The sequence below is a fragment of the Mesorhizobium sp. ZC-5 genome (assembly GCF_025753855.1).
In the GTDB taxonomy this organism is placed as follows: domain Bacteria; phylum Pseudomonadota; class Alphaproteobacteria; order Rhizobiales; family Rhizobiaceae; genus Neomesorhizobium.
The window spans coordinates 34,380-60,368 of the sequence record NZ_JAOWPT010000001.1 but is presented as its reverse complement, the minus strand read 5'-3'; the positions used below and the strand labels follow the sequence as shown (position 1 = coordinate 60,368).

The 25,989-nt window shown below is 62.3% G+C and carries 25 protein-coding genes; 20 read left to right on the top strand and 5 right to left on the bottom strand.

The genetic code is table 11. From position 1 onward, the window contains the following. Nucleotides 1-84 precede the first annotated feature (84 nt). From OHD58_RS00280 to OHD58_RS00220, 13 genes are all read left to right on the top strand, one after another. Nucleotides 85-855, top strand: coding sequence for an N-acyl amino acid synthase FeeM domain-containing protein (locus tag OHD58_RS00280; protein WP_263801021.1), 771 nt, complete (start codon nucleotides 85-87; stop codon nucleotides 853-855). A gap of 198 nt (nucleotides 856-1,053) precedes the next feature. Further along, the gene (locus OHD58_RS00275) at nucleotides 1,054-1,728 is read left to right on the top strand and encodes a Crp/Fnr family transcriptional regulator (RefSeq protein ID WP_263801020.1); all 675 of its coding nucleotides are present in this window, start codon (nucleotides 1,054-1,056) and stop codon (nucleotides 1,726-1,728) included. A 392-nt stretch (nucleotides 1,729-2,120) separates the two neighbouring features. Next, nucleotides 2,121-4,109 (top strand): AMP-dependent synthetase/ligase, encoded by a 1,989-nt coding sequence (locus tag OHD58_RS00270; protein WP_263801569.1) that lies wholly within the window; start codon nucleotides 2,121-2,123, stop codon nucleotides 4,107-4,109. Beyond that, the gene (locus OHD58_RS00265; protein ID WP_263801018.1) at nucleotides 4,106-4,930 is read left to right on the top strand and encodes an ABC transporter ATP-binding protein; all 825 of its coding nucleotides are present in this window, start codon (nucleotides 4,106-4,108) and stop codon (nucleotides 4,928-4,930) included. Before OHD58_RS00270 ends, OHD58_RS00265 begins: the two co-directional genes overlap by 4 nt. A gap of 12 nt (nucleotides 4,931-4,942) precedes the next feature. Then, on the top strand, nucleotides 4,943-5,092 hold the full coding sequence (locus tag OHD58_RS00260; RefSeq protein WP_263801017.1) for a DUF3096 domain-containing protein: 150 nt from the start codon (nucleotides 4,943-4,945) through the stop codon (nucleotides 5,090-5,092). A 52-nt stretch (nucleotides 5,093-5,144) separates the two neighbouring features. After that, a complete protein-coding gene (locus OHD58_RS00255; protein ID WP_263801016.1) occupies nucleotides 5,145-6,104 on the top strand; it encodes a branched-chain amino acid ABC transporter permease in 960 nt (319 codons plus the stop codon). A gap of 6 nt (nucleotides 6,105-6,110) precedes the next feature. Next, nucleotides 6,111-7,187 (top strand): branched-chain amino acid ABC transporter permease, encoded by a 1,077-nt coding sequence (locus OHD58_RS00250; protein ID WP_263801014.1) that lies wholly within the window; start codon nucleotides 6,111-6,113, stop codon nucleotides 7,185-7,187. A gap of 67 nt (nucleotides 7,188-7,254) precedes the next feature. Continuing rightward, nucleotides 7,255-8,556, top strand: coding sequence for an ABC transporter substrate-binding protein (locus tag OHD58_RS00245; protein ID WP_263801012.1), 1,302 nt, complete (start codon nucleotides 7,255-7,257; stop codon nucleotides 8,554-8,556). Nucleotides 8,557-8,733: 177 nt separating this feature from the next. Continuing rightward, the gene (locus tag OHD58_RS00240) at nucleotides 8,734-9,567 is read left to right on the top strand and encodes an ABC transporter ATP-binding protein (RefSeq protein WP_263801011.1); all 834 of its coding nucleotides are present in this window, start codon (nucleotides 8,734-8,736) and stop codon (nucleotides 9,565-9,567) included. A gap of 246 nt (nucleotides 9,568-9,813) precedes the next feature. Beyond that, nucleotides 9,814-10,062: an aa3-type cytochrome c oxidase subunit IV gene (locus OHD58_RS00235; protein WP_263801010.1), complete on the top strand. Its 249-nt coding sequence runs from the start codon at nucleotides 9,814-9,816 to the stop codon at nucleotides 10,060-10,062. A gap of 67 nt (nucleotides 10,063-10,129) precedes the next feature. After that, nucleotides 10,130-11,497 carry a Re/Si-specific NAD(P)(+) transhydrogenase subunit alpha gene (locus tag OHD58_RS00230; protein WP_263801009.1) on the top strand — a complete coding sequence of 456 codons (1,368 nt, stop codon included), beginning with the start codon at nucleotides 10,130-10,132 and terminating at the stop codon, nucleotides 11,495-11,497. Then, a complete protein-coding gene (locus OHD58_RS00225; RefSeq protein WP_263801007.1) occupies nucleotides 11,497-11,925 on the top strand; it encodes a proton-translocating transhydrogenase family protein in 429 nt (142 codons plus the stop codon). The genes OHD58_RS00230 and OHD58_RS00225 overlap by 1 nt, the downstream gene beginning before the upstream one ends. Before the next feature lies 1 nt (nucleotide 11,926). After that, nucleotides 11,927-13,324 carry an NAD(P)(+) transhydrogenase (Re/Si-specific) subunit beta gene (locus tag OHD58_RS00220; protein WP_263801006.1) on the top strand — a complete coding sequence of 466 codons (1,398 nt, stop codon included), beginning with the start codon at nucleotides 11,927-11,929 and terminating at the stop codon, nucleotides 13,322-13,324. A gap of 69 nt (nucleotides 13,325-13,393) precedes the next feature. Here the strand turns inward: OHD58_RS00220 and OHD58_RS00215 are convergent, their stop codons facing one another. The 3 genes from OHD58_RS00215 to rpsU all read right to left on the bottom strand — a co-directional run bounded on the left by OHD58_RS00215 (nucleotide 13,394) and on the right by rpsU (nucleotide 15,276). Further along, nucleotides 13,394-13,873 (bottom strand): DUF992 domain-containing protein, encoded by a 480-nt coding sequence (locus OHD58_RS00215; protein ID WP_263801005.1) that lies wholly within the window; start codon nucleotides 13,871-13,873, stop codon nucleotides 13,394-13,396. Between the two features lie 178 nt (nucleotides 13,874-14,051). Next, nucleotides 14,052-14,900: a tetratricopeptide repeat protein gene (locus OHD58_RS00210; protein ID WP_263801003.1), complete on the bottom strand. Its 849-nt coding sequence runs from the start codon at nucleotides 14,898-14,900 to the stop codon at nucleotides 14,052-14,054. Nucleotides 14,901-15,027: 127 nt separating this feature from the next. Then, nucleotides 15,028-15,276: a 30S ribosomal protein S21 gene (rpsU, locus tag OHD58_RS00205; protein WP_149760728.1), complete on the bottom strand. Its 249-nt coding sequence runs from the start codon at nucleotides 15,274-15,276 to the stop codon at nucleotides 15,028-15,030. A gap of 247 nt (nucleotides 15,277-15,523) precedes the next feature. On the opposite strand from rpsU, the gene OHD58_RS00200 reads away from it, so the two are divergent. Next, a complete protein-coding gene (locus tag OHD58_RS00200; RefSeq protein ID WP_263801001.1) occupies nucleotides 15,524-16,702 on the top strand; it encodes a glycoside hydrolase family 5 protein in 1,179 nt (392 codons plus the stop codon). Between the two features lie 60 nt (nucleotides 16,703-16,762). Here OHD58_RS00200 and OHD58_RS00195 read toward each other — a convergent pair whose 3' ends face one another. Continuing rightward, the gene (locus OHD58_RS00195) at nucleotides 16,763-17,521 is read right to left on the bottom strand and encodes an SDR family oxidoreductase (RefSeq protein ID WP_263801000.1); all 759 of its coding nucleotides are present in this window, start codon (nucleotides 17,519-17,521) and stop codon (nucleotides 16,763-16,765) included. A 209-nt stretch (nucleotides 17,522-17,730) separates the two neighbouring features. On the opposite strand from OHD58_RS00195, the gene OHD58_RS00190 reads away from it, so the two are divergent. The 6 genes from OHD58_RS00190 (at nucleotide 17,731) to OHD58_RS00165 (ending at nucleotide 25,149) form a co-directional block, all read left to right on the top strand. Beyond that, nucleotides 17,731-19,467, top strand: coding sequence for a sulfatase-like hydrolase/transferase (locus tag OHD58_RS00190; RefSeq protein WP_263800998.1), 1,737 nt, complete (start codon nucleotides 17,731-17,733; stop codon nucleotides 19,465-19,467). Between the two features lie 134 nt (nucleotides 19,468-19,601). Next, nucleotides 19,602-20,855 carry a sarcosine oxidase subunit beta gene (locus tag OHD58_RS00185; RefSeq protein WP_263800996.1) on the top strand — a complete coding sequence of 418 codons (1,254 nt, stop codon included), beginning with the start codon at nucleotides 19,602-19,604 and terminating at the stop codon, nucleotides 20,853-20,855. Between the two features lie 16 nt (nucleotides 20,856-20,871). Beyond that, on the top strand, nucleotides 20,872-21,261 hold the full coding sequence (locus OHD58_RS00180) for a sarcosine oxidase subunit delta (RefSeq protein WP_263800994.1): 390 nt from the start codon (nucleotides 20,872-20,874) through the stop codon (nucleotides 21,259-21,261). Beyond that, on the top strand, nucleotides 21,261-24,254 hold the full coding sequence (locus tag OHD58_RS00175; protein WP_263800993.1) for a sarcosine oxidase subunit alpha: 2,994 nt from the start codon (nucleotides 21,261-21,263) through the stop codon (nucleotides 24,252-24,254). The genes OHD58_RS00180 and OHD58_RS00175 overlap by 1 nt, the downstream gene beginning before the upstream one ends. Beyond that, nucleotides 24,247-24,825 carry a sarcosine oxidase subunit gamma gene (locus OHD58_RS00170; RefSeq protein ID WP_263800992.1) on the top strand — a complete coding sequence of 193 codons (579 nt, stop codon included), beginning with the start codon at nucleotides 24,247-24,249 and terminating at the stop codon, nucleotides 24,823-24,825. The genes OHD58_RS00175 and OHD58_RS00170 overlap by 8 nt, the downstream gene beginning before the upstream one ends. Nucleotides 24,826-24,903: 78 nt before the next feature. Beyond that, nucleotides 24,904-25,149, top strand: a complete 246-nt coding sequence (locus tag OHD58_RS00165) for a hypothetical protein (protein WP_263801607.1) — start codon at nucleotides 24,904-24,906, stop codon at nucleotides 25,147-25,149. Nucleotides 25,150-25,212: 63 nt separating this feature from the next. Here OHD58_RS00165 and OHD58_RS00160 read toward each other — a convergent pair whose 3' ends face one another. Next, a complete protein-coding gene (locus OHD58_RS00160) occupies nucleotides 25,213-25,989 on the bottom strand; it encodes an SDR family NAD(P)-dependent oxidoreductase (protein ID WP_263800990.1) in 777 nt (258 codons plus the stop codon).

The window sequence follows — 25,989 nt, the reverse complement described above, 5'->3', positions numbered from 1 at the left end:
GTAAACGAAGGTCCTAGGATTCTCACCTTTACATACTTCCTGCATGCGATACCCTGATTTTGCGGGGGAATACGGGGAAAATCGATGGTTGCGCTTGTGACGCCACGTCAGGCAGCGGGTGAGAGTGTGAGTGGTCAGGCAAGCAGCGCCTTCACCAAAACCATTCTCTCGCTATTGGACCGGATCGAATATCGGTTCTGCGATTCCGGCGAGGATCTCGAAGCCATCTATCGTCTCCGATACAACGCTTACCTGCAGGCGGGGATGGTGCGGCCAGACGCATCCCGGATGGTCGCGGACAGCTTCGATGATCTGCCCAACTCGTTTCGCTTCGGGGTATTCTTCGAGGGAAATCTCATCAGCACCTTGCGGCTGCATCATGTGAGCGCCAATCACCCACTGTCACCAAGTACCGAGGTTTTCAGTGACGTTCTGATGGACCGGATCGCATCTGGCGAAAGTTTCGTCGACCCGAGCCGTTTTGCGGCCGATAGCGAATGGTCGGGCACTTTGCGGGTGCTGCCATACCTGACATTGCGGCTGGCGGTGGTGGCCTGCGATTATTTCAAGCCCACTTATTGCCTCACGGCGATCAAGGAAGAACATGCCGCCTTCTACCATCGGATATTTCGTTCCGAACAAGCAGCGGAACCACGGGTCTATCCTGGCCTGACGATGCCGGTTTTCCTCTACCAGTCGAGATGCTCGGAGAATATGAGCAGCACGATCGAGCGTTTCCCGTTTTTTGGATCGACAGTGTTCGAGCAGCGCCTGCTGTTCCAGCGGCCGAAACGGGGCGAGTTGGCGCCGCTGACCATCCTGCCGACAGCAAAGTACATTCGCGACGCGGCCTAAAGCACGTCGCGCCGAATAGGATTCGGCGGCCGCGCTTTAGATTCCTTGATTTGATGCATGTCGTTATCCCGAAACCAAGGGCACTTTCGGGCGACATACATTAGGATTTGCCGGGAATCTGTTGCCTTGTCACACCGGAACGGGGCGTTCATAACCCTTGGAGCATGACCGTTTCGGCCGTGATTTTCTCGAGGGAGCATGAACGCAAGGAACGATCTTGTGCGGGCGGCCATCTGGGCACGCGAACTGACCGCCGATGAAGTCGAACGCGCCGGTCGCGGCGTGAGCGAGCGGCTTGTCTCGAAAGGCGCCTATCTCTGCCATCGCGGCGACCGGCTGGACTACTGGACAGGCGTGACGGACGGGCTGGTCAAGATCAGCGCGATCTCGCGCAGCGGCAAGGCGATGACCTTTGCCGGCGTGCGCAGCGGCGCATGGTTCGGCGAGGGCTCGGTGCTCAAGGACGAGGAGCGGAAATACGACGTGGTGGCTCTGCGCGACACGCGCCTTGCAATGCTCAACCGCTCGACGTTTTTCTGGCTCTACGAGAACAGCACCGGCTTCAACCGGTTTCTGGTGCGTCAGTTCAATGAACGCATGGGGCAGTTTCTGGCTACGATCGAGTACGACCGCATCCTCGAGCCGAAGGCCCGTGTTGCGCGCAACCTTTCCTGGTTCTTCAATCCGGTGCTTTACCCGGATACCGGATCGGAGATCGAGATCACGCAGGAGGAACTCGGACTGCTTGCCGGTGTGTCGCGGCAGGTCGCCAATCGCAGCCTGCAGGAACTCGAGGAAGAAGGCGTGCTGCGCGCCGAACATGGCCGCATCACGGTCGTCAATCTCAAGGCGTTGAGCGATTACGAGGGTTAGCCCGGCTTTTGTGTCTTCCGCGGCCGTGAAGCACAGAACCGCTATCACATAAGACAATCGGCCCCTCTGTCTGTCAATGCCGGTGTTGATCGGAAGCCGGATTAGCGGATAGCTTTGCACAACGACAAGGAGCAGCCCGTTGTTTCGGGCAAGCTCCCGAGGCGGAGAAACATTCCGCTGCAAATGTGGGAGGCATTTGATTTGGCGCAGCTTTTTGCTCTGCTTGACGCAGGGCGGGCGATCAGTTCCAAAGTCGGGCGCGGTGGCCACGCGGCGATTTTCCGCTCCGCGACGACGATCAGTCTTTCGTCTAACAGGCTTGCGCCGTGGTGCAACGGGGTCAATATGCTTGGACCAACCGCAGACGATGCGGAACCGGGAGGAGCATGACCATGGTTGCTACGGCCTCAACCGCCGGCATGGTGCTTGATACATTCCCGAAATATCTGCTGCTGAACGCGGAGCGCTTCGGCGACCGGCCGGCGATGCGGCACAAGGATTTCGGCATCTGGCAGAGCTGGACGTGGTCGGAGCAGAAGGCGCAGGTGCGGTCCCTTGCGCTGGGACTGCAGGCGCTTGGGGTTCGGCACGGCGACAAGATCGCCATCGTCGGCACCAACCGTCCGCGTCTCTATTGGGGATTTGCCGCCGCCCAGTCGCTGGGGGCGATTCCGGTGCCGGTCTATGCCGACGCGGTGGCGGAGGAAATGGCCTATGTGCTCGACCACGCCGAAGTCGGTTTTGCGATCGTCCAGGATCAGGAACAGGTCGACAAGATCCAGTCCTTCGCCGAGAAAATCCCCGCGCTGAAGGTGGTGATCTACGACGAGCCGCGCGGCCTGCGCGACTACGACCGCGAGCACCTGCATGATTTCGCCGATGTCCAGGCGAGTGGGGAAGCCCTGCTGCAGGCTGACGCGCAACTGGCAAAGTGGTGGGAAGAGAACATCCGCCAGGCCAGCGGCGACGACGTTTCGGTGATGCTCTACACATCCGGCACCACCGGCCGCTCGAAGGGCGTGATGATCAAGGCTGTGAACGCGGTTAACGCCGCAGCCGACACGGCTGAGTTCGACAAATTGTCGGAACAGGACAGCGTGCTTGCCTACCTGCCTCTCGCCTGGGTCGGCGATCACTACCTGAACTACGCGCAAGGATATGTTTCAGGCTTCTGCATGGCCTGTCCGGAAAGCCAGCAGACCATCGCGCACGACCTTCGCGAGATCGGCCCGACCTTCTACTTCGCGCCGCCGCGCATCTTCGAGGGATTGTTGACCAGCGTGACGATCCGCATGGAGGATGCCGGCTGGCTGAAGCGGAAGATATTCGACCATTATGTCGGCGTGGCGCGCAAGCATGGGCAGGCCATTCTCGAAGGCCGCCCGGTGCCGCTGCTTGGCAGGCTGAATTACGCACTCGGCGAAATGCTGGTCTACGGGCCGCTCAAGAACGTGCTCGGCCTTTCGAAGATCAGGGTGGCCTACACCGCCGGCGAAGCGATCGGCGAGGATCTCTTCTCGTTCTTCCGCTCGCTCGGCATCAACCTCAAGCAGCTTTACGGACAAACCGAAGCGTTTCTCTACGTCACCGTGCAGAAGGACGGCGAGGTGCGGTCGGACGCGGTCGGGCCGGCGGCACCCAATGTCGATATCCGCATCTCCAATGACGGCGAGGTCCAGTTCCGTTCGCCGGGCATGTTCTCAGGCTACTTCAAGCAGGACGAGCAGACCAGGGAGACACTGACCAGGGATGGCTATGTGAAGACCGGCGATGCCGGGTTCTTCGACAAGGACGGCCAGCTGAAGATCATCGACCGCGCCAAGGACGTGGGCAAGCTGGAATCGGGGGCTCTGTTCGCGCCGAAATACATCGAGAACACGCTGAAATTCTTCCCCAACATCAAGGAAGCGGTGGCCTTCGGCGACGGCCGCGATTTCTGCGCCGCCTTCATCAACATCGACCTGCAGGCGGTCGGCAACTGGGCCGAGCGCAACAACATCGCCTATGCCTCCTATCAGGAACTGGCCGGCCACCCGGAGGTCTACAGGATCATCGCGAAGCACGTCGACGAGACCAATCTCAGGCTTTCCAGGGAGCCGTTGATGGCCGGCGCCCAGATCAAGCGCTTCCTGGTGCTGCACAAGGAACTCGACGCCGACGATGGCGAATTGACGCGGACACTGAAGGTTCGGCGTTCCTTCGTGGGCGAGCGCTACGGCGAGTTGATCGAGGCGCTGTATGACGGGTCGAAGGACAAATACATCGAAACCGAGATGACCTTCGAGGACGGCCGCAAGGGAAAAGTCCACGCCACCGTGCGGATCGAGGACGCCAGGGTCTACGACGCGAAGGTGGAAAAGTTCCGCGAGGCGGCGGAATGAATCTGCGCCCCGACCCGAGGGAACTGGCAGCGCCGGACGATGGGATCGCAAAGGGCGCAATGCTGCTTGAGGTGAAGAACGTCTCGCTCTCGTTCGGCGGCGTGAAGGCGATCACTAATATTTCCTTCGACATCCTGAAAGGGGAAATCCGCGCCATCATCGGCCCCAACGGCGCCGGCAAGACATCGATGCTCAACGTCATCAACGGGTTCTACACACCGCAGCAGGGCACCATCGTCTTCCGCGGCGAGGAACGCCGGGCGATGAAGCCGCATCACGCCGTCCGTCAAGGCATCGCGCGCACGTTCCAGAACGTCGCGCTGTTCAAGGGCATGTCGACGCTCGACAACATCATGGCCGGACGGTCGGTGAAGATGAAGCGCGGCCTGGGCTGGCAGATGCTGTGGCACGGGCCGGCGCTCGCCGAAGAAATCGAGCACCGCGAGAAGGTCGAGGAGATCATCGATTTCCTCGAAATCCAGCACATCCGCCGCACGCCTGTCGGCAAGCTGCCCTACGGGTTGCAGAAGCGCGTGGAGCTTGGCCGGGCGCTGGCGATGGAGCCCTCGCTGCTCTTGCTGGACGAGCCGATGGCCGGCATGAATCTCGAAGAGAAGGAAGACATGAGCCGGTTCATCATCGACGTGAACCAGCAACGCGGCACCACGATCGCACTGATCGAACACGATATGGGCGTGGTCATGGACCTTTCCGACCGCGTCGTCGTTCTCGACTATGGCAAGAAGATTGCCGACGGCGTTCCCGATGCCGTCAAAGCCAACAAACAGGTGATCGACGCCTATCTGGGCGTCGCGCATTGAAAGGAGTTACCGATGGACCTTGGAAATCTGCCGCTTTCGCCGCTCATCGCATTGCTTGCGGGCGTCCTGATCCTCGTGATGCCGCGGCTGTTGAACTACATCGTGGCGATTTACCTGATCGTCGTCGGGCTGCTCGGCCTGTTTCCGCAACTGGCCAACTGAGCGCGGCAGAATGATCCCCGGCGCGCCGAACTTCACAGGGAAAGGCTAGATCATGGATTTCTTGAATTCGATCCTCGTCAAACCTTTCGCCGACATGTTCGGCGCGCCGGATTTCCTGCTGCAGGTGCTGTGGGAGGGGCTCGTTTCGGGCGTTCTCTACGCGCTGATCGCACTTGGCTTCGTGCTGATCTACAAGTCCTCGCGCATCTTCAATTTCGCGCAGGGCATCATGGTGGTGTTTGCGGCGCTGACGCTGGTCGGCCTGCACGAAAAGGGGGTGCCGGCGCTGCTTGCGGTGCCGCTCACCCTGCTGGTGATGTTCATCCTGGCGGTCGCCATAGAACGTGTGGTGCTGCGTCCGCTGGTCAACCAGCCCGACATCATCCTGTTCATGGCGACGATCGGAATCACGCTTTTCCTCGTGGGCTTCGGCGAGATCATCTTCGGCGGCGAGAACAAGGTGATGATCACCCAGGAGCTGCATATTCCGACCGGCAGCTTCGAATTCGAACCATTCGGCGGCTTCGTATCCATCGAACAGAAGGACCTGACCGCCGTTGTCGGTGCGATCGTTCTGGTTGCCGGGCTGCTGCTTTTCCTCAACAAATCGAAGATGGGCCGCGCCATCCGGGCGCTCGGCGACGACCATCAGGCAGCCCTTTCGGTCGGTATCTCGCTATCGACCATCTGGGTTCTGGTATGGTTTATCGCCGGCGTCATCGCGCTTGCCACGGGCATCGTCTGGGGCGCCCGCGCCGGCGTGTCGTTCGCGCTGGAGGTGATCGCCTTCAAGGCGCTGCCAGTGCTGATGCTCGGCGGGCTGGAAAGCGTGCTCGGCGCCATCATCGGCGGCCTGGCGATCGGCGTACTCGAAAAGCTGTTCGAGATCTACTGGGGCCAGCCGCTGCTTGGCGGCAACACCGAAACCTGGTTCGCCTTCGTGTTCGCGCTGCTCGTCCTGCTGTTCCGTCCGCAGGGCCTGTTCGGCGAAAAGATCATCGAGCGGGTGTGAGGGAAAATGCTCTACCGCACCGCCGGCCAGTTCAAGACCAGCTACCACGCCGACCACGCGCTGTTCCCGGTCAGGCAGGATGCCATCCTGCTCGGCTTCATCCTGCTTCTGGCGTTTGTGGTGTTCCCGCTGACGGCGAGCGAATTCACCTTCCGCGCCATGCTCATCCCGGTGCTCATCTATGCGCTGGCGGCGCTCGGCCTGAACATTCTTACCGGCTATGCCGGCCAGCTTTCGCTGGGCACCGGCGCGTTCATGGGGGTGGGCGCCTATGCCTGCTACAAGCTGACCAGCATCTTTCCGGAGCTGAACATTGTCCTTGCCATCGCGCTGTCGGGGTTCTTCTCGGCGGCTGTCGGCGTGGCGTTCGGCCTGCCGTCGCTCAGGATCAAGGGGTTCTACCTGGCGATCGCGACGCTCGCCGCCCAGTTCTTCCTGGTATGGCTCTTCGAGAAGTGGGCCTGGCTCTATAATTACAGCGCGTCCGGCGCGATCCAGGTGCCCAACATCGACATGTTCGGGGTCACCGTCGCCGGCCCGAATGCGACGGCGATCGTGCAGTACTACTTCGTGCTCTGCGTGGTCTGTCTTGTCACCTGGTTCGCCATCAACATCACGCGCGGACGCATAGGGCGCATCTGGAAATCGGTGCGCGACATGGATATCGCGGCAGAACTGGTCGGCATCAACCTGATGAAGGCCAAGCTGTCCGCGTTTGCGGTGTCGTCCTACATTGTCGGCATTTCAGGTGCGCTATTCGTCTTCCTGTGGCGTGGCGCAGCCGAACCGGTGCTGTTCGATATCCCATTGTCTTTCCGGGTGCTGTTCATTGCCATCATCGGCGGCCTCGGCTCGATACTCGGCAACTACCTCGGTGCGATCCTCATCGTCGCGCTTCCCGTGGTCATCAGCGCGCTGCCTTCCGCGCTCGGCATTCCCATCGCGTCGGCGACCGTCGAGCATCTCAACACGATGATCGTCGGAGCGCTGATCATCGTGTTTCTGATCGTCGAGCCGCACGGGCTGGCGCGGTTCTGGGCAATCATCCGGGAAAAGCTGATCATGTGGCCATTCCCGCATTGAAGGATTTGCGGTTCCGGAGGAGCCGCGGCGACCATTCGGCAAACCATAACAAGTGGAGGAAACGGGCATGAAAAATCTGATGAAAACGGGGGTGGCGCTGTTGCTGCTGGGTACGGCGCTTGCGCCTGCCGCGTGGGCGCAGGACGCGATCAACGTGACCAATCTGTCGTATCGTACCGGGCCGTTCGCGGCGACCGGCATTCCGCTCATGAACGGCCAGCGTGATTACATGATGATGCTGAACGAGCGCGACGGCGGCGTGAACGGGGTCAAGCTCAACTACGATGAGTGCGAAACCGGCTACAACACCGAAAAGGGCGCCGAGTGCTACGAAAAGACCAAGGCGACGAGCATCGTCACGCAACCCTGGTCGACCGGCATCACCCTACAGGTCCTGCCGAAATCCAATGTGGACAAGATCCCGATCCTGGCACCCGGTTACGGCTTCTCACCGATGACCGACGGCAAGATCTTCCAGTGGGCGTTCAATCCGCCGGCGTCCTACTGGGATGGCGCGTCGATGATCCTGAAGGCCATCTCGGACGGCAATCTCGACAGCCTGAAGGGCAAGAAGATCGCGCTGCTGCATCTCGACGCGCCGTACGGCAAGGAGCCGATACCGCTGCTGCAGGCCTATGCCGAAAAGCACGGCTTCACGCTGCTGCCGATCCCGGTCGGCCTGAAGGAAATGCAGAACCAGTCGGCGCAATGGCTGCAGATCCGGCGCGAACGCCCGGACTTCGTGCTGATGTGGGGCTGGGGCGCGATGAACGCCGGTGCCGTTACCGAAGCAGTCAAGACTAAGTTTCCGATGGAAAAGTTCGTCGGCATCTGGTGGTCCGGCCATGACGGCGACATGAAGTCGGCGGGAGAGGCCGCGAAAGGCTATCGCTCGATCTCCTGGAGCCTGCCGGATTCCAACGCTCCGGTCATGCAGGACATCAAGAAGCACGTCGTCGACACCGGCAAATCGCTGATCGGCGAAGGCGAATTCGACTGGGTCTTCTATCAGCGCGGCGTGCTCATTTCGATGTTCGCCGTCGAGGGCATCAAGGCGGCTCAGGCGCATTTCGACACCAAGGTGGTGAATGCCGAGCAGCTTCGCTGGGGCCTCGAAAACCTGAAGATCGACGAGGCGAAACTTGCCGAGATCGGCATGACCGGGATGATCGGCACCTTTTCCACGGCTTGCAACAATCACGCCGGCCACGCGGGCGGCTGGATGATGGAGTGGGACGGCGCCAAGTTCGTGAAGGTCTCCGACCATCTCGAGGCGGATCAGGACATGATCGCGCCGCTGGTCGAGGCCGAAGCCAAGAAGTACGCCGACGCCAATGCGCCCTGGCCGATCAACGAAGAGTGCAAGTAACAGCACTTCTTCCTTCTCCCCGTTAACGGGGAGAAGGTGGCTCGAAGAGCCGGATGAGGGGCAGCGCGAAGTTCGGGACTTGCCGCCGCCCCTCATCTGCCTATCGGCATCTTCTCCCCGTGAACGGGGAGAAGGGACGCTGCCGCGATCGCGGCGCCATCCGAAAGAACGACCAGAATGAACAACGCAAACCCTGCTCCTGCGCCCGCAACCCCGATCCTTTCGGTCAACAATATCGAGGTGATCTACGATCACGTCATCCTCGTGCTGAAAGGGGTGTCGCTAACGGTGCCGACAGGCGGCATTACCGCGTTGCTCGGCGCCAACGGGGCCGGCAAGACGACGACGCTGAAGGCGATCTCGAACCTGCTCCACGCCGAACGCGGCGAAGTGACCAAGGGCAACATCATCTTCGAAGGACAGCAGGTGCAGTCGCTGTCGCCGAACGAACTGGTACGGCGCGGCTGCATCCAGGTGATGGAGGGACGCCATTGCTTCGGCCACCTGTCGGTCGAGGACAATCTGATGACCGGAGCGTTCACGCGGCGCGACGGCAACGCCGCCATCCGCGACGACCTCGACCTCGTCTACCAGTATTTTCCCCGCCTCAAGGTACGGCGGGCAAGCCAGGCCGGCTACACGTCGGGCGGCGAGCAGCAGATGACGGCGATCGGCCGGGCGCTGATGTCGAAACCCAAGATGATCCTGCTGGACGAGCCGTCGATGGGACTGGCGCCGCAACTCGTCGAGGAAATCTTCGAGATCGTGAAGAAGCTCAACGAGGAGCAGGGCGTTTCCTTCCTGCTGGCCGAGCAGAACACCAATGTCGCGCTGCGCTTCGCCAAGTATGGCTACATTCTGGAATCCGGGCGCATCGTGCTCGACGGCGAGGCCAAGGCATTGCGCGAGAATGAGGACGTCAAGGAATTCTACCTCGGCATCGGCGGCGAAGGCCGCAAGTCCTTCAAGGACGTCAAACACTACAAGCGGCGCAAGCGCTGGCTCGCTTGATCGGATTTGCACAGAAAAGTCCTAAGTGTCGTAAAATAGTATCACTTTGGCGTTTAAATCCATTCAACCGGGCTGCCGCTGCTGAAACCTGCGAAAATCCGCGGGAAATGCGAAATGCCGATGTTTCAAGTCATATAAAAACGTAAAGTCTCTCTCCGTCTTTCGAGCAGGCGCGACACGTGGAGGCATTGCCCTTGGCCATGCTTTTCGCTATGTGCGCAAGAAGCGATCCGAGAGGCAATTCCTATGGCTGACAACACCCCGACCGGCCCGATCGAACTGGGCGCCCAGATGGACTACAGCGAGCACGAGAAGACCTATCGTATGTTCCTCTCGCTGGCGAAATATACATCGCTGATATGCATAGCCCTGCTCATCGCCATGGCGTTCAGCTTCTTCACGACAGCCGGCTTCTTTTCTGGCCTCCTCCTTTTCATCGTGATTTGCGCGATCGGCGGCTTCCTCATGCGCGACCTGCCGACGCACATCACCTGACGCATTTTTCTCCCGCGGACGCGGGGCCTCCGCGTCCGGTCAACGTTCCAGCTAAAAGGACCACGCGGTGGGACAGATAGTCTTTGTACCGAAGGAATCTGATGCGAACGAGCCGCGCGTTGCGGCGTCGCCGGATACGGTCAAGCGATTGGCTGGCCTTGGCCTCGATGTGATCGTCGAGACCGGTGCCGGCACGCTCTCGCGCATTCCGGACGAGGAATTCGCCAAGGCCGGCGCCAAAATAGGAAAGGCCGCCGATGCGGCCGGGGCCGATGTCGTTCTCAAGGTGCGCCGACCGACCGATGCCGAGTTGAAGGGCTACAGGTCCGGCTCGGCGGTGATCGCCACCATGGACCCTTACGGCAACGAGGCTGCGGTCGCGGCGATGGCGAAAGCCGGCGTCACGGCGTTCGCGATGGAATTCATGCCGCGCATCACGCGCGCGCAGGTGATGGACGTGTTGTCCAGCCAGGCCAATCTCGCCGGCTACCAGGCGGTGGTCGATGCGGCCGCCGAATACGACCGCGCCCTGCCGATGATGATGACGGCGGCGGGCACCGTGCCGGCGGCCAAGATCTTCATCATGGGCGTCGGCGTTGCCGGCCTGCAGGCGATCGCGACGGCGCGGCGCATGGGTGCGGTGGTGACCGCAACCGACGTGCGCCCGGCGGCAAAGGAGCAGGTCGCCTCGCTCGGCGCGAAATTCCTCGCCGTCGAGGACGAAGAGTTCAAGGCCGCCGAAACCGCCGGTGGCTACGCCAAGGAAATGTCGAAGGAATACCAGGCCAAGCAGGCCGCGCTGACGGCGGACCATATCGCAAAGCAGGATATCGTCATCACCACGGCGCTGATCCCCGGACGTCCCGCGCCGAAGCTGGTTTCGGCGGCGATGGTCGCGTCGATGAAGCCCGGCTCGGTGATCGTCGATCTTGCCGTCGAGCGTGGCGGCAATGTCGAGGGCGCTGTCGCCGGCAAGGTGGTAACCACCGCCAACGGCGTAAAGATCGTCGGGCATCTCAACGTTGCCGGCCGCATCGCCGCTTCGGCGTCGCTTCTTTATGCAAGGAACCTCTTCGCCTTCCTCGAAACCATGGTCGACAAGGTGACGAAGCAGCTTGCGATCAATCGCGAGGACGAACTCGTCAAGGCGACGATGCTGACCGACGGCGGCAAGATCGTGCATCCGAACTTCGCCAATGCGGCCACGCCCGCGGCGGAACCGGCTGCAGCAAAGCCGGCGAAGGCAGCGGCCGCGACGAAATCCGCTCCCTACAGGCATGTCGAGAAGCCCGAGCCGGGCGCGCCCAAGGCGGCAAAGCCGGCAAAACCCAAAACGGCAGCGAAGCCGGACGCCAAGGCTCCCTACAAGCACGTCGAAAGACCTGAACCGTCAGCGGCAAAGCCGACCGCGCCGAAATCCAGGGGGGATGCGTGATGGAAAAGACCGCGCTCGAACAGGCACTCGACCAGCTGGAGCAGGCTGTCGCCGGTGTCCGCCTCGCCTTTACCGACCTCGAAAAGGCCGAGGGTGCAGCCAATGCGGCGGGCGATGCGGCGCACGCCATCTCCGGTGGGGTAATCGACCCCTTCGTCTTCCGCTTTGCGATCTTCGTGCTGGCGATCTTCGTCGGCTACTATGTCGTCTGGTCGGTGACGCCGGCGCTGCATACACCGCTGATGGCGGTCACCAACGCCATCTCGTCGGTCATCGTGGTCGGCGCCCTGCTTGCAGTCGGCATTTCCGCCAGCGGGCTGGCGACGGGCTTCGGCTTCGTCGCGCTGATGCTCGTTTCGGTCAACATCTTCGGCGGCTTCCTCGTCACCCAGCGCATGCTGGCCATGTACAAGAAGAAGGAAAAGTGACGTGAACGCCAACTTCGCTTCCTTCCTTTACCTCGTCTCCGGCATCCTGTTCATCCTGGCGCTGCGCGGCCTGTCGCATCCGACGACCAGCCGCCAGGGCAACACCTACGGCATGATCGGCATGGGCATCGCCATCCTGACGACGCTGGCGCTGGCCACGCCGTCGTGGGGCGGCTTCGCGCTGATCGTGCTCGGCCTGGCGATCGGCGGCAGCGTCGGCGCGGTCACCGCGCGGCGCATCGCCATGACCTCGATGCCGCAGCTGGTCGCGGCCTTCCACTCGCTGGTCGGCCTCGCCGCCGTGATGGTGGCGGCTGCTGCGATGTATGCGCCGGAAAGCTTCGGCATCGGCACGGTCAACGACATCCACGGCCAGGCGCTGGTGGAAATGAGCCTGGGCGTCGCCATCGGCGCCATCACCTTCACCGGCTCGATCATCGCCTTCCTGAAGCTGGACGGGCGCATGTCCGGCAAGCCGATCATGCTGCCGATGCGGCATGCCATCAACATCGCGCTGGGCATCGCACTGGTCGTGCTGATCGTGCTTCTGGTGACGACCGAAAGCACCCTGATCTTCTGGCTGATCGTGCTGGCCTCGCTGCTGCTCGGCGTGCTGCTGATCATCCCGATCGGCGGCGCCGACATGCCGGTCGTCGTGTCGATGCTCAACTCCTATTCGGGATGGGCGGCGGCGGCGCTCGGCTTCACGCTCGGCAACCTGGCGCTGATCATCACCGGCGCGCTCGTGGGCTCCTCCGGCGCGATCCTGTCCTACATCATGTGCAAGGGCATGAACCGGTCGTTCATTTCGGTCATCCTCGGCGGCTTCGGCGGCGAGACGGCGGCAGCCGCCGACGACGGCATCGAGCGCACGGTCAAGCAGGGCTCGGCCGACGACGCCGCCTATTTGATGGCAAACGCCCAGAAGGTCATCATCGTGCCGGGCTACGGCATGGCGGTGGCGCAGGCGCAGCACGCGCTACGCGAAATGGCCGACAAGCTCAAGTCGAAAGGCGTCGAGGTCAAATACGCCATCCATCCGGTCGCCGGCCGCATGCCAGGCCACATGAACGTGCTGCTGGCCGAGGCCAACGTGCCCTACGACGAGGTGTTCGAACTCGAGGACATCAACTCCGAGTTCGCGCAGGCCGATGTTGCCTACGTCATCGGCGCCAACGACGTCACCAACCCGTCAGCGCGGGATGACAAGAGCAGCCCCATCTTCGGCATGCCGATCCTCGACGTCGACAAGGCGCGCACCTGCCTGTTCGTCAAACGCTCGCTCGGCTCGGGCTATGCCGGCATCGACAACACGCTGTTCTACAAGGACGGTACCATGATGCTGCTTGGCGACGCTAAGAAGATGACCGAGGAAATCGTCAAGGCGATGGATCACTGAGGCTTTTCGGGGCTCACGGAAGCGGCGTTGACGTTTTTGCCGTCGGCATCGTCTTGTCCCGATGCGCGGCTAGTTGTCCGCTGAACGCAGCTGGAACTGGCTGACGCCGACCGCCAGGTTGAGGCCGGTCTGCGACTGGACACTGATCGGCTGCAGTGTGAAACTCTTGCTGGAGCCGCCGATCAGGAGATTTGCACCGGCGCCCACCACGGCCGAGGCTTCGGCGCTTGCCCCGACATAATCTCCGGCGAGAGCGCCGGGCGCGTAGATGTTGTTGCTGGGAGCCAGCACCAGCCATTGCATGAACGTATCTTTGGTCGTCCCGATATCCAGCCCGAACTTATTGACCACGCCGAAATAGCTTTCCGGAGCGAAACTGCTCTCGGTCGGCTTGAATGTGCAGGCCAGATTCTTGTTGGAGCCGATGATGTAACCCGTGCCGCCCTCGATCGTGCATTCAAGGACGCCAAGCTCGACCCCTTCCTGAGCAATTGCGGGCGTGGCTGCCAAGGACAGTATGGCCAGGCCGGCCAGGGCGAAATTCTTCATGACAGCATCTCCCGATTGCGCTTCGTCCGCAGATAACTGGAACGCGAACACAAGGTTCCGTGACGGTGCGAGTCTCCGCAACGCCGGGCTATCCGCAATGTAGGGAGTGGCTGACGGGATTCCGGCGCTCGAACGCTCTGATCAGCCGAAGAGCGAGTTTCCCCGCCTGTGTTGCCGATCAAGCGCCGCGCGTGCGCGCCAGGCCATCGGCGGCGGGCTTGTAATTCGGGTCGAGCTTAACCGCCTGGGCGTAGGATTTCGCCGCCTTGTCCTTTTCGCCACGGCGCTCATAAATCAGGGCCTGGTTGGCCCAGCCCTCGGCGTTCCTGCCGTCGAGCTTGATCGCCGTGTTGAAGTCGGCGAAGGCGTTGTCTTCATCGTTCTGGGCGAGATAGGACAGGCCACGGCCGTTATAGGGCTCCGCCGAATCCGGGGCGAGCGAGATCGCCGTCGAGAAATCCTCGATGGCAAACCCGTGCTGGCCCTGCTGCTGATAGATCAGGCCGCGATTGTGGTAGGCGCGCGGGTCGGTCGTATCGAGCTGGATCGCCTTCTGGAAGTCGTTGAACGCATCCTGGGTCCGGCCGGCCCGGCGATACAGGTTGCCACGGCCGATATAGGCGGCGTCATAGCTGGCATTCAGCTGGATGGAGCGGTTGTAGTCGTTGAGCGCGCTTGTCTGGTCGCCGAGATAGCGGTGGATGAGGGCGCGATTGGCATAGGCCTGGTAGAAATCCGGGCGGAGTTCGAGCGCTTTGTCGAAATCCCTGAGCGCTTCGCGGTACTTTCCGGCGCGTCCATAGGCGGAGCCGCGGACATTGTATGCTTCGGGGTCGCTTGGATTGCGCGCGATGACTGAACTCAGCGACGATATGTTCTGGTCGGACCCTTGTGCGGTGTCGATTGTGGTGATTTCGCCCGCGGGACCGTCGGTCTGGCATGCGGCAAGCGGCAAGCCTGCGAGAACGACGAGGACGAACGCGCTGCGGCGCCAGTCCAGCCTCTGGGCATTCGTGATGTCGCGCATGCCTGTCATTACCTTACTTGCCGTCGTTCAGTATTCCAACAACGCAGCTGAAACAAAAAGGTGGCGGCGATTTTTCATCGCCCCACCTTCTGCACTAACGCCGGAAAAAGGACAAAACGGGGCGATATCAGCGCGCCGGGCGTGCCGTCACCGCCGCAGGCTTGGCTCCGGGAAGCAAACCTTCGCGCTGGGCGCGCTTACGCGCCAGCTTGCGGGCGCGGCGAACGGCTTCCGCCTTCTCGCGTGCACGCTTTTCGGATGGCTTCTCGTAATGTCCGCGCATCTTCATTTCGCGGAAAATGCCTTCGCGCTGCATCTTTTTCTTCAGCGCGCGAAGCGCCTGATCAACATTGTTGTCGCGGACGAGTACCTGCACGTGGGATCCTGCCTACCGTTCTTTCCGTTGTGGACCAAGAGGCAGACGGCAATACCATCATGCCTCCGCAGTGGCTTTCCACCGCGAATTGTGGCGGCTGATAGCAGAATCATGTGCCGATGTCGAGAGGAGAATGACTGCAACGGTATTTGAACGGAGCGGGTGCCCGGAGAGCCTCAACAACGCACTTCCGCCTCATTCCGGCCCGAGTAGCGCATCTTGCCTTCCACGACCGAAGAGTGACCCGTTGAGATTTCTGGCCGCGCTGCTGCTCTCATCCTGCCTTTTCTCCGGCGCTCAGGCTGCCGACCTGATGCGTTTTTGGGATACGCCGCAAAAGGGTGGCAACAGCTTCAACCGGCTGCCGCCGGATCAGGCTTATTTCGATGCGCTTGCGGGTTATGGCGCCGACTGGGTTCGGCTCTCCTACGACAAATGGAAGCCGCAGAAGCGCGATTTCCTGATCGGCGACGCCGACCATTATGCCGGCTTGATGCGGGATGACCTCGCCACGCTCAAGGCGACGCTCGACCGGGCACACAAGGCCGGTTTGAAGGTGGTGATCGCGCCGCTGTCGCTGCCGGGCATGCGCTGGGCGCAGAACAACAACAACGAGTTCGACGATCGGCTCTGGCAGGATAAGGCCTATTGGAACGAAGCCGCCGCTTTCTGGCGCGATCTTGCGGCCGAACTCAAGGATCATCCGGCGGTCGCCGCCTATAATCTCGTCAATGAACCCGCGCCGGAAAAGAAGGGCGGACTTGCCGAACATGCCAAATCGTCGGCGATGCAGGGTTGGTATGGCAAGCAGAAGGGCACCGCACGCGATCTGCCGGCTTTCTATGAAACGGTGATCAAGGCGATTCGCGAGGTCGATCCGGTCACCCCGGTGATGGCCGACGCGGGCTGGTATGCCGCCGCCGATGCCTTCGCCTACTGGCCGGGGCCGCTCGGCGATGCGCGTGTGCTTTATGCATTCCATATGTATGAGCCTTACGCTGCCACCAGCGCGCCCAACCTCAAGCGTGAAAAGCCCTATGCCTATCCCGGCGTGGTGCCGTTCGGCGAGCAGCAGGAAGAATGGAACGGCGGACGGGTGAGTGCCTATCTGCAGCTTCCGCTCGATTGGGCCGACAAGCACGAAATCGCACCCAACCGCCTGGTCGCCGGCGAGTTCGGCTGCATGCGGCGCCTGCCCGGCTGCAAGCAGTATCTGGAGGACGTGCTGACCAGGCTCGATGCCCAAAATGTCCATTGGGCTTTCTACAGCTTCCGCGAGGACAGCTGGGACGGCATGGACTACGAGCTCGGCAGCGACAAGGTGAATTGGAAATACTGGGAAGCCATCGAAGCTGGCGAGCCCGATCCGGTACAGCGGAAGCCGACGCCGGAATTCGAGCCGATCAGAAAGCGTCTCGGGCAATAGCGACGGCGCTGAACCCGAGCGTGATGCGGCCGGCCGAAATCGGCCGACCGCATGATGGCGTCAGGTCCGGTTGATCGATACGCCGCCATCGGCGAGCAAGGCGGCGCCTGTCGTGAAGCTTGACGCGTCCGACGCAAGGTAGAGCGCCGACTGCGCGATCTCTTCCGGCTTGGCGACGCGCTTCAGCGCATGCAGGCCTTCGACGAACGCCCATTCTTCCGGCGTCTTGAAGGTGGCCGCCGGCGTATCAGTGCCGCCGGGCAACAGCGCATTCACCCGCACCCCTTGCGCGCCGTATTGAGCAGCGAGGACCTGCGTCAGCCCGATCAGCCCGGCCTTGGCGGCGGCGTAGGCGACCATGCCGGGCATGCCGACCGTGTGGCCGACAAAGCTCGAAGTGAAGATCAGCGAACCGCCACCGCGCTCGATCATCGCCGGCACCTGGTATTTGGCGCCGAGAAAGCCGCTGGTCAGGTTGATGTCGAGTGTGTCGCGGAAGGCTTCCAGCGAAAGTTCGGAGACAGGCCCCATTTCGCCGGTGCTGCCGGCATTGTTGAAGGCAATGTCCAAGCCGCCATATTCCCTCGTGGCCAGTTCGACCAGTGCCTTCGCATATGCCTCGTCCCTGACGTCGCCGGCCAGTGCCGTGGCATTGCAGCCCTGATCGGCGATCTCCGCGACAAGCGCGTCGAGTTCCGCCTGGCGCCGCGCCGCGACCACGACCTTGGCGCCCTGTTTTGCAAACAGCACGGCGGTTGCGCGGCCGATGCCGGAACTGGCGCCGGTGACGATGGCGACCTTCTTGGTGAGTGCGAACATTTTTTATGCATCCTTTTGTTTCGCGCCGGTCAACCGCCGACAACCGACATGGTTTTCGCAAGAGGGGGAGGCGGGCGACACCCGATACATGCGCCGGCGGCGCTATCGCCTCATGCGACGGATGCGTCGGATTAACGTTAAGCCGAATAAGCAATTGAGTTTGCGGGGCGGATGACTGAAAACCAGCGTCAAGGATCGGAGGGGGTCCGATGATGCGCATCCTGCGCCGTGCTCTTCACAGCCTGTTTCTGCTGCTCTGCCACCCGATGTCCGTCGGGCTGTGCAGCGTGGCCGGCGTATTTCTGGTCCGCAATGCGGAAAACGGCTGGCTTTCTGTGCCGTTCTCGCTGGCCGTGGTCGCGGTGATTTCGGCCCTGGCGTTCCTGGCGTCGGACCGGCCGGCTTTTTCGATCTATCTGGGCTGGATGACCGTGGGCGTCCTCACCGTCGTCTCGGCGACCAAATACCGGTTGAAGGGCTTTTCCTTCCATTTCTACGACACGGTCTTTGTCGCTGGCGATCCGGAGATCTACAGCTTCCTGTTCAGTTCATACCTGCATGTCATCCTTCCGGTCCTCGTCCTCCTTGCCCTGATCCTCGCGTTCGCGATCGGCCTCTACAGGGCGGACAGCAAGGCAAACTACGCGCTGTCGACCCGCTCCGCCGTGCTGGCGGTATTCGCAGCCATAGTGCCGCTGACGTTCCCAGCGGAGGCGTCGGTCGAGCGGCAGTTCTACTATATGCAAGGGCGTCACCTGTCGGCGTTCTTCGTTTCACTGGTCGATCTCAAGAATCTTTTCGTTCAGCCGGCATTCGAGGCACGGCTGGAGGCGATGGCGCCGCAGCCTCCTTTCCCGGACACCGTTGACTGCGGCGACCGCACGAAACTTCCGGATGTTTTCGTCGTGCTCAGCGAAAGCCAGTCCGATCCCGCCTATTTCAGCCAGATCGACAATGGCGGCAGGTTTGCCGAAAAATTTGCGCCGGGTGCCGGCAAGCCGCATCCGATGACTGTCGAGACGTTCGGCGGCGGCACCTGGATCACCAATCTCTCGCTGATGACCGGCCTTTCATCCACGGATTTCGGTTGGCGAAGCCCCTACCTCACCATCACGCTGGAGGGCAGGGTGGGCGGCGCGCTGCCGGAGGTCCTCGGTGCCTGCGGCTACCGCACGGCGGTGCTGCTGCCGATGAACGAGACCTTCGTCAATGAGGGACCATTCCTCAAGTCGATCGGCTTCGAGACAGTGCTCGACATAGCCGACATCGCCGCGCCGTCCTACCACCTGCGCGACGATTTCTATTATCGGGCGGCGGAAACCTTCATCGCCGAACACCACAGGACGGACGGCCGTCCGCTTTTTCTCGAAATCCAGACGATGTTCCCGCATTCTCCCTACAACGATAGGCTGGAGCCGCAACTGAAGGTCGACGGCGAGCCGTTTTCGCCGGATTTCGACATTTCCGAGTATCTGCGGCGCATGGCGATCGCGCGCGGCGATTTTCAGGCGTTTCTGGAGGCGCGTGCCGCCCAGTCGGCGGAGCATGCCTCGGTGGTGTTCGAGTTCGGCGACCACCAGTCCTCGGCGACCAAGCCGCTTGTCGACGCTCTCGCCGGGGATGGCGCACTCAGCGATCCAGGTTCGCTCGCCTATCGCACCTTCTACACGCTCACCACGTTCAATCACCCACTGGCCCATCCCATTCCCGACGCGGAGACGCTGGATATCGGTTTCGTCGGAGCCAGCCTGCTCGACGCGGCCGGGCTGCCGATGTCTCCGATGATGAGAGACCTCATCGCCTTGCGCGATCTTTGCCATGGGGCGTTTCATTCATGTCCCGACCGGCAGGCGATCGATGTGCATCTTCGCCGGCGCATCGATTCCGGCCTCCTGCATCTGTTTCCCGCGGCGCCGCCGCTTCATGTGGCGGCAACCGGCCGCTGAGTGCTCCGGCTACCCGGCGCAAAACGGCAACCTCCGTCGCAAACAGCGCAAAGCTGGCACCGGCTTTTCGCTAGTGATACACCTCGCCACTCAACGGAGCGTGCGTCCGTTCCGGTACTGCGAGGCTTGGAAACATGCGGAAATATTCGGTCTTTGCCATTGCCCGCGAAGCCATGCGCGGCCACAAGGGCTGGGAGGAACAGTGGTCCTCGCCGGAGCCGAGAAAAGAATATGACGTCATCATCGTCGGCGCCGGTGGGCACGGCCTGGCGACCGCCTACTATCTCGCCAAGGAGCACGGCATCACCAATGTGGCGGTGCTGGAGAAGGGCTGGCTCGGCGGCGGCAACACCGGCCGCAACACGACGATCATCCGTTCGAATTACCTCTACGACGAGAGCGCCGGCATCTACGATCATGCGGTCAAGCTGTGGGACGGGCTCAGCCAGGATCTGAACTACAACGTCATGTATTCGCCGCGCGGTGTCATGATGCTGGCCCACAACGTGCACGATATCCAAGTGTTCAAGCGCCACATCCATGCCAACCGGCTGAATGGCGTCGACAACGAATGGCTGACGCCGGAACAGGCAAAGGAGTACTGCCCGCCGCTCAACATTTCGCAAGCCGCCCGCTATCAGGTGATGGGTGCGGCTTTGCAGCGGCGCGGCGGCACCGCACGCCATGACGCGGTCGCCTGGGGTTATGCCCGCGCTGCTTCCGACCGCGGCGTCCACATCATCCAGAATTGCGAAGTGACAGGCGTCAGGCGATCAGCCAACGGCCATGTGACCGGGGTCGACACGACGCGTGGTTTCATCGGCGCGAAGAAGGTCGGTGTCGTCGCGGCGGGCCATTCATCGGTAATCATGCAGATGGCCGATGTGCGCATGCCGCTGGAAAGCTATCCGCTGCAGGCGCTGGTGTCCGAGCCTGTGAAGCCGGTATTCCCGTGTGTCGTCATGTCGAACACCGTGCACGCCTATATCTCGCAATCTGACAAGGGCGAACTGGTCATCGGCGCCGGCACTGACCAGTACATCTCCTATTCGCAGACCGGCGGCCTGCACATTCTCACCCACACGCTCGATGCCATCTGCGAGATGTTCCCGATGTTCACGCGCATGAAGATGCTGCGCTCATGGGGCGGCATCGTCGACGTGACGCCGGACCGCTCGCCGATCCTCGCCAAGACGCCGGTGCCCGGGCTCTACGTCAATTGCGGCTGGGGAACGGGTGGCTTCAAGGCGACGCCGGGCTCGGGACATGTGTTTGCCCACACCATCGCCAACGACAATCCGCACCCGATCAACGCGCCGTTCACCATCGAGCGCTTCCGCACTGGCCGGCTGATCGACGAGGCGGCGGCCGCCGCCGTCGCACACTGATTTCGCAGGGACAAAAATGCTTCTCATCCGCTGCCCCTATTGCGAGGAAGAGCGCCCGGAACTCGAATTCCGCAGCGCCGGCGAGGCGCATATTGCGCGCTCGACGGAGATAACCGGAATTTCGGACGAGGATTTCGAAAAATTCTTCTTCATCCGCTCGAATCCGAAGGGCGTCATCTACGAGCGGTGGCGGCACATCCATGGCTGCGCGCGTTTCTTCAACGCGGCGCGCGACACCGTCACCGACAAGTTCATCGTCACCTACAAGGCAGGTGAGCCGAAGCCTGATATTTCGCGCGCGGCAAACGATAGCGGGCCGGCGGCGTGGGCCAATCGGCCTCCGGACCAGCTCAATGTGAAGAAGCCGGCAGCGAAACGAACGCCGTCGAAGAAGGGGAAAGCCTGATGGCCGGCACCTATCGCATCGCCGGACAGGGCCGGCTGACGCCGGCGAAAACCGCGCGGTTCTCTTTCGACGGACAATCCTATGCTGGTGTCGAGGGCGACACGCTTGCTTCGGCGCTGCTTGCCAACGGCGTCCATCTGGTCGGACGCTCCTTCAAATATCACCGGCCGCGCGGCATTCTCTCGGCCGGCGCCGAGGAGCCGAATGCGCTGGTCTCGGTCGAACGCGACGCCGCGCGCAAGACGCCGAATGTCCGCGCCACCGTGCAGGAGCTTTATGACGGGCTAACCGCGAACTCCCAGAACCGTTGGCCGTCGCTGTCATTCGACGTGGGCGCGGTCAACGACATCGCTTCGCCGCTGTTTTCGGCAGGCTTCTACTACAAGACCTTCATGTGGCCGAAGTCGGCGTGGAAGAGCATCTACGAGCCGAACATCCGCTCGGCCGCCGGTCTCGGCATCGCCCCGGACCAGCCGGATCCCGACCACTATTCTTCCCGTTACGCGAATTGCGAGGTGCTGGTGCTGGGCGGCGGCGGGGCCGGTCTGGCGGCAGCGCTGGCGGCTGCGGAAACCGGTGTGCGCGTCATCATCTGCGACGAGCAGGCGGAGTTCGGCGGCGCCTTGCGGTTCGAATCGGGAGCGAAGGTCGACGGCGAGGGCGGCTGGGATTGGGCCCAGGCGGCGGCCGCAAAACTCGCGAAGATGGACAATGTGCGCGTGCTGCCGCGCACCACGGCCTTCGGCTACTACGCGCAGAATTTCGTCGGGCTGGTCGAGCGCGTGACTGAGCATCTCGCCAATCCCGGCCACGACCTGCCGCGCGAGCGTCTGTGGCAGGTGCGCGCCAAACGCGTCATCCTTGCCACCGGCGCCATCGAGCGGCACATGGTGTTCGCCGACAATGACCGCCCGGGCGTGATGCTGGCTTCGGCGGCCCGTACCTATCTCAATCATCATGGCGTTGCGGTCGGCCGCAACGTCGGCGTCTACACCGCCAACGATTCCGCCTACGCCGCCGCCATCGACCTGAAAAAAGCCGGTGTCGAGATCGCCGCGATAGTCGATCTGCGCGACAACCCGTCCGGCCCTGCCGTTGAAGAGGCGCGCTCGCTCGGTATCGAAATCAACCATGGCCGCGCAGTCGTCAAGGCGCGTGGCAAGCTGCGCGTCTCGTCGATGGTCATCCAGCCGAAGAACGGCGGTGCGGAGCGGACCATTCCCGTCGATGCGCTGCTGATGTCGTCCGGCTGGACACCATCGGTGCACCTCTTCTCGCAGTCGCGCGGCAAGGTTGCGTTCGACGATGCGACGAGGCGGTTCCTGCCGGGCAACTATGCGCAAGATTGCGTTTCGGTTGGCGCGTGCGCCGGTACTGACGGACTGGCGGCCACCGTTGCCGAGGCACTTTCCGCCGGTGAAAAGGCGGCCAGGGAAGCCGGCGCGAAGGCAGCGAAGGGCATCAGGCTGAACGCCGAAACGTCCGAAACCTGGACAGGCGGCATGCTTGGCGCCGGTCCGGGCGCCGGCGCCGACACCACCGTCAAGGCCTTCGTCGATTTCCAGAACGACGTCACCGCCAAGGATATCCGGCAGGCCGTGCATGAAGGCATGCGCTCGATCGAGCATGTGAAGCGCTTCACAACCAACGGCATGGCGACCGACCAGGGCAAGACCTCCAACATGCACGGGCTGGCCATCGCAGCCGAGTCGCTGGGCAAGGAAATACCCGAAGTCGGCCTCACCACCTTCCGCGCGCCCTATACGCCGGTGACGTTCGGCGCCATCGTCAACCATGCGCGCGGGCCGCTGTTCGATCCGACGCGAAAGACGGCAATTCATCCTTGGGCCGAGGCGCAAGGCGCGGTGTTTGAAGACGTCGGCCAGTGGAAGCGCGCCTGGTATTTCCCACGGACCGGCGAGGATATGCATGCCGCCGTCAACCGCGAATGCGTGACGGTGCGCAAGTCCGTCGGCCTGTTCGACGCCTCGACGCTCGGCAAGATCGAGGTGGTCGGGCCGGACGCGGCGAAATTCATGGAACTGCTCTACACCAACCCTTGGGAGAAGCTGGAGCCCGGCCGCTGCCGCTATGGCATCATGCTGCGCGAAGACGGCTTCATCTACGATGACGGTGTCGTCGGCCGTCTCGCGTCGGATCGCTTCCACGTCACCACGACCACCGGCGGCGCGGCGCGCGTCATGAACCACATGGAGGATTACCTCCAGACCGAGTTCCCGCATCTCAACGTCTGGCTGACCTCGATTTCCGAGCAGTGGGCGGTGATCGCCGTGCAGGGGCCGAACTCGCGCAAGATCATCGAGCCGCTGGTCGAAGGCATCGACATGTCGGACGAAGCGATGCCGCATATGTCGGTGCGCGAGGGCAATATCTGCGGCGTGCCGACGAGGTTGTTCCGCATGTCGTTCACCGGCGACCGCGGTTTCGAGGTCAACGTACCGGCCGACTACGGGCAAGCCGTCTGGGAGGCGCTGTGGGCGGAAGGCCAAAAGCATGGCGCCTGCGCCTACGGCACTGAAGCCATGCACGTGCTGCGCGCCGAGAAGGGTTACATCATTGTCGGGCAGGACACCGACGGCACCGTCACCACCAACGATGCCGGGCTCGACTGGGCGGTCGGCAAGAAGAAGACCGATTTTGTCGGCATCCGCGGCATGACCCGTCCCGATCTCGTCGCCAAGGGCCGCAAGCAGCTGGTCGGCCTGAAGACGAAAGACCCCAAGGTGGTGCTGGAGGAAGGCGCGCAGATCGTCGCCGATCCCAACCAGGCGATCCCGATGACCATGATCGGCCATGTCACATCGTCCTACTGGTCGGAAAACTGCGGCCGCGGCATTGCCCTGGCGCTTGTCGCCGGCGGCCGCGACCGTATGGGCGAAACGCTCTACGTGCCAATGCCGGACAAGACGATCGAGGTCGAGGTGACCGGCATGGTGTTCTTCGACGAGAAGGGAGAGCGTCTCAATGGCTAAGGCAGCGGCAAAAAGGACCGTCACCGCGGTTTCCGCCGAGCGATGCCCCGCACTGGCGGGCAGCAAGGTCTCCGCCAGGGATGTCACGCTTGCGATCCTGCCGCCGGCGGAGCGCATTTCGCTGCGTGCGCCGGCAGCCTCGGTCGCGGCGTTGTCCAAGGCGCTGGGCGTGAAGCTGCCTCAGATGCCGAAGTCCTCGGCCTCCAGGGCAGGCCGCACGGCGCTGTGGCTCGGACCCGACGAATGGCTGGTTATCGACGAAGCAGGGAAAGATCCGATGGCGGACCTGGCTTCAGCCAGGGTGCTGCATTCGGCTGTGGGGATTTCTCACCGCAACATCGGCATTGCCGTTTCAGGCCCGGCAGCCGCCGCCACGGTCAATTCCGGCTGCCCGCAGGACTTGTCGCTTGCCGCGTTTCCCACCGGTGCCTGCTCGCGCACAGTGCTCGGCAAGGCCGAGATCGTGCTCTGGCGGACGGCGGAGAATGAATTCCGCGTCGAATGCTGGCGGTCGTTTTCCGACTACGTCTTCGCCTTCCTGTCGGACGCGGCGCGCGATGCGGCGGCGTAGCCGGACTCTCGAAAGCCGCCGATTGCCAGGAACCTTCGAGATATGATGGCGTTTCCGTGAGCCACAGGAGCACCATTGATGATCGACCACATCCCGACCGACAAGGACGACGACATTTCGGGCGAGGACCGTCACCGGCCCCAGGATCGGCCGAGCGAACGCAAGACCGAGCAGGGCAACATCGGTCGACGCGGCCTCTCGAAGGCCACGCTCGAGGAAGAACTCGATATCGGACTGGAGGATTCGTTCCCGGCCAGCGATCCCGTCTCGATCACCATCACATCCATTCCCGGAGAACCGAAGCGGCGCAAAAAAGGCGATTGACCGAGCGCGCGGTCGGTCCCTGGTTGTTTATTTTCCATGGTAGGTGCGCTGCGGCGAGGATTTTCAGATCGCCGTTATGCCGCCATCCACCGACAGCGCATGTCCGGTCATGAAGGAATTCTTAGGATCGGCGGCGAACATGATGACCTCGATCACCTCGTCGATCTCGGCGACCCGCTTCATCGGCACGCCGCGCGTCAGTTCGGCGATTGCTTCCGCTTCGCGGCCGCCGGCCAGCTTGACGAAATCGCCTACCATGTTGGTGCGCGCGTATGAGGGGCAGACCGCGTTCACGCGGATGCCCTTGGAGGCATATTCGGCGGCGGCCGAACGGGTAAGGCCCATCACGCCATGTTTGGCGGCTGCATAGACGGACAGGCGGGGCGCGCCGGCAAGGCCGGCAACGGAGGCGATGTTGACGATTGTTCCGCCGTGGCCGTTTGCCCGGTTCTGCTTTTCCATAACCGGGATCTGGTGCTTCATGGCGTAGAACACACCCAGGAGATCGATCTCTATGATGCGCCGTGCCTCATCCGAGGGCACCTGCGGCAGCTTGACGAAACTTTGCGCGACGCCTGCGTTGTTGATTGCGATATCCAGCGAACCGAAGCGCTTCACAGCGAGTTCGACAAGGGATTCCGACAGCGTTTCGTCGGCGACGTTGCCCGCCAGCGTGGCGACCTCCGTCTGCAACGAGGACGCGAATTCCGTCAGCGAGCTTTCGTCGAGGTCGGATAATACCAGCCGCGCGCCCTCGTCGGCGAAACGCTCGGCGGTCCGGCGTCCAAACCCGCCGGTCGCGCCGGTTACAAGAACCGTCAAGCCTTGAAAGCGGCTCAT

Excerpts from the sequence above, each read along its gene's own strand:
- OHD58_RS00165 (WP_263801607.1), top strand. The coding sequence starts at position 24,904 with ATGATCGACCACATCCCGACCGACAAGGACGACGACATTTCGGGCGAG.
- OHD58_RS00280 (WP_263801021.1), top strand. The coding sequence starts at position 85 with ATGGTTGCGCTTGTGACGCCACGTCAGGCAGCGGGTGAGAGTGTGAGT.
- OHD58_RS00160 (WP_263800990.1), bottom strand. The coding sequence starts at position 25,989 with ATGAGCCGCTTTCAAGGCTTGACGGTTCTTGTAACCGGCGCGACCGGC.
- OHD58_RS00255 (WP_263801016.1), top strand. The coding sequence starts at position 5,145 with ATGGATTTCTTGAATTCGATCCTCGTCAAACCTTTCGCCGACATGTTC.
- OHD58_RS00240 (WP_263801011.1), top strand. The coding sequence starts at position 8,734 with ATGAACAACGCAAACCCTGCTCCTGCGCCCGCAACCCCGATCCTTTCG.
- OHD58_RS00275 (WP_263801020.1), top strand. The coding sequence starts at position 1,054 with ATGAACGCAAGGAACGATCTTGTGCGGGCGGCCATCTGGGCACGCGAA.
- OHD58_RS00225 (WP_263801007.1), top strand. The coding sequence starts at position 11,497 with ATGGAAAAGACCGCGCTCGAACAGGCACTCGACCAGCTGGAGCAGGCT.
- OHD58_RS00170 (WP_263800992.1), top strand. The coding sequence starts at position 24,247 with ATGGCTAAGGCAGCGGCAAAAAGGACCGTCACCGCGGTTTCCGCCGAG.
- OHD58_RS00195 (WP_263801000.1), bottom strand. The coding sequence starts at position 17,521 with ATGTTCGCACTCACCAAGAAGGTCGCCATCGTCACCGGCGCCAGTTCC.
- OHD58_RS00215 (WP_263801005.1), bottom strand. The coding sequence starts at position 13,873 with ATGAAGAATTTCGCCCTGGCCGGCCTGGCCATACTGTCCTTGGCAGCC.
- OHD58_RS00245 (WP_263801012.1), top strand. The coding sequence starts at position 7,255 with ATGAAAAATCTGATGAAAACGGGGGTGGCGCTGTTGCTGCTGGGTACG.
- OHD58_RS00180 (WP_263800994.1), top strand. The coding sequence starts at position 20,872 with ATGCTTCTCATCCGCTGCCCCTATTGCGAGGAAGAGCGCCCGGAACTC.
- OHD58_RS00270 (WP_263801569.1), top strand. The coding sequence starts at position 2,121 with ATGGTTGCTACGGCCTCAACCGCCGGCATGGTGCTTGATACATTCCCG.
- OHD58_RS00260 (WP_263801017.1), top strand. The coding sequence starts at position 4,943 with ATGGACCTTGGAAATCTGCCGCTTTCGCCGCTCATCGCATTGCTTGCG.
- OHD58_RS00210 (WP_263801003.1), bottom strand. The coding sequence starts at position 14,900 with ATGCGCGACATCACGAATGCCCAGAGGCTGGACTGGCGCCGCAGCGCG.
- OHD58_RS00250 (WP_263801014.1), top strand. The coding sequence starts at position 6,111 with ATGCTCTACCGCACCGCCGGCCAGTTCAAGACCAGCTACCACGCCGAC.
- OHD58_RS00265 (WP_263801018.1), top strand. The coding sequence starts at position 4,106 with ATGAATCTGCGCCCCGACCCGAGGGAACTGGCAGCGCCGGACGATGGG.
- OHD58_RS00190 (WP_263800998.1), top strand. The coding sequence starts at position 17,731 with ATGATGCGCATCCTGCGCCGTGCTCTTCACAGCCTGTTTCTGCTGCTC.
- OHD58_RS00235 (WP_263801010.1), top strand. The coding sequence starts at position 9,814 with ATGGCTGACAACACCCCGACCGGCCCGATCGAACTGGGCGCCCAGATG.
- OHD58_RS00175 (WP_263800993.1), top strand. The coding sequence starts at position 21,261 with ATGGCCGGCACCTATCGCATCGCCGGACAGGGCCGGCTGACGCCGGCG.
- OHD58_RS00185 (WP_263800996.1), top strand. The coding sequence starts at position 19,602 with ATGCGGAAATATTCGGTCTTTGCCATTGCCCGCGAAGCCATGCGCGGC.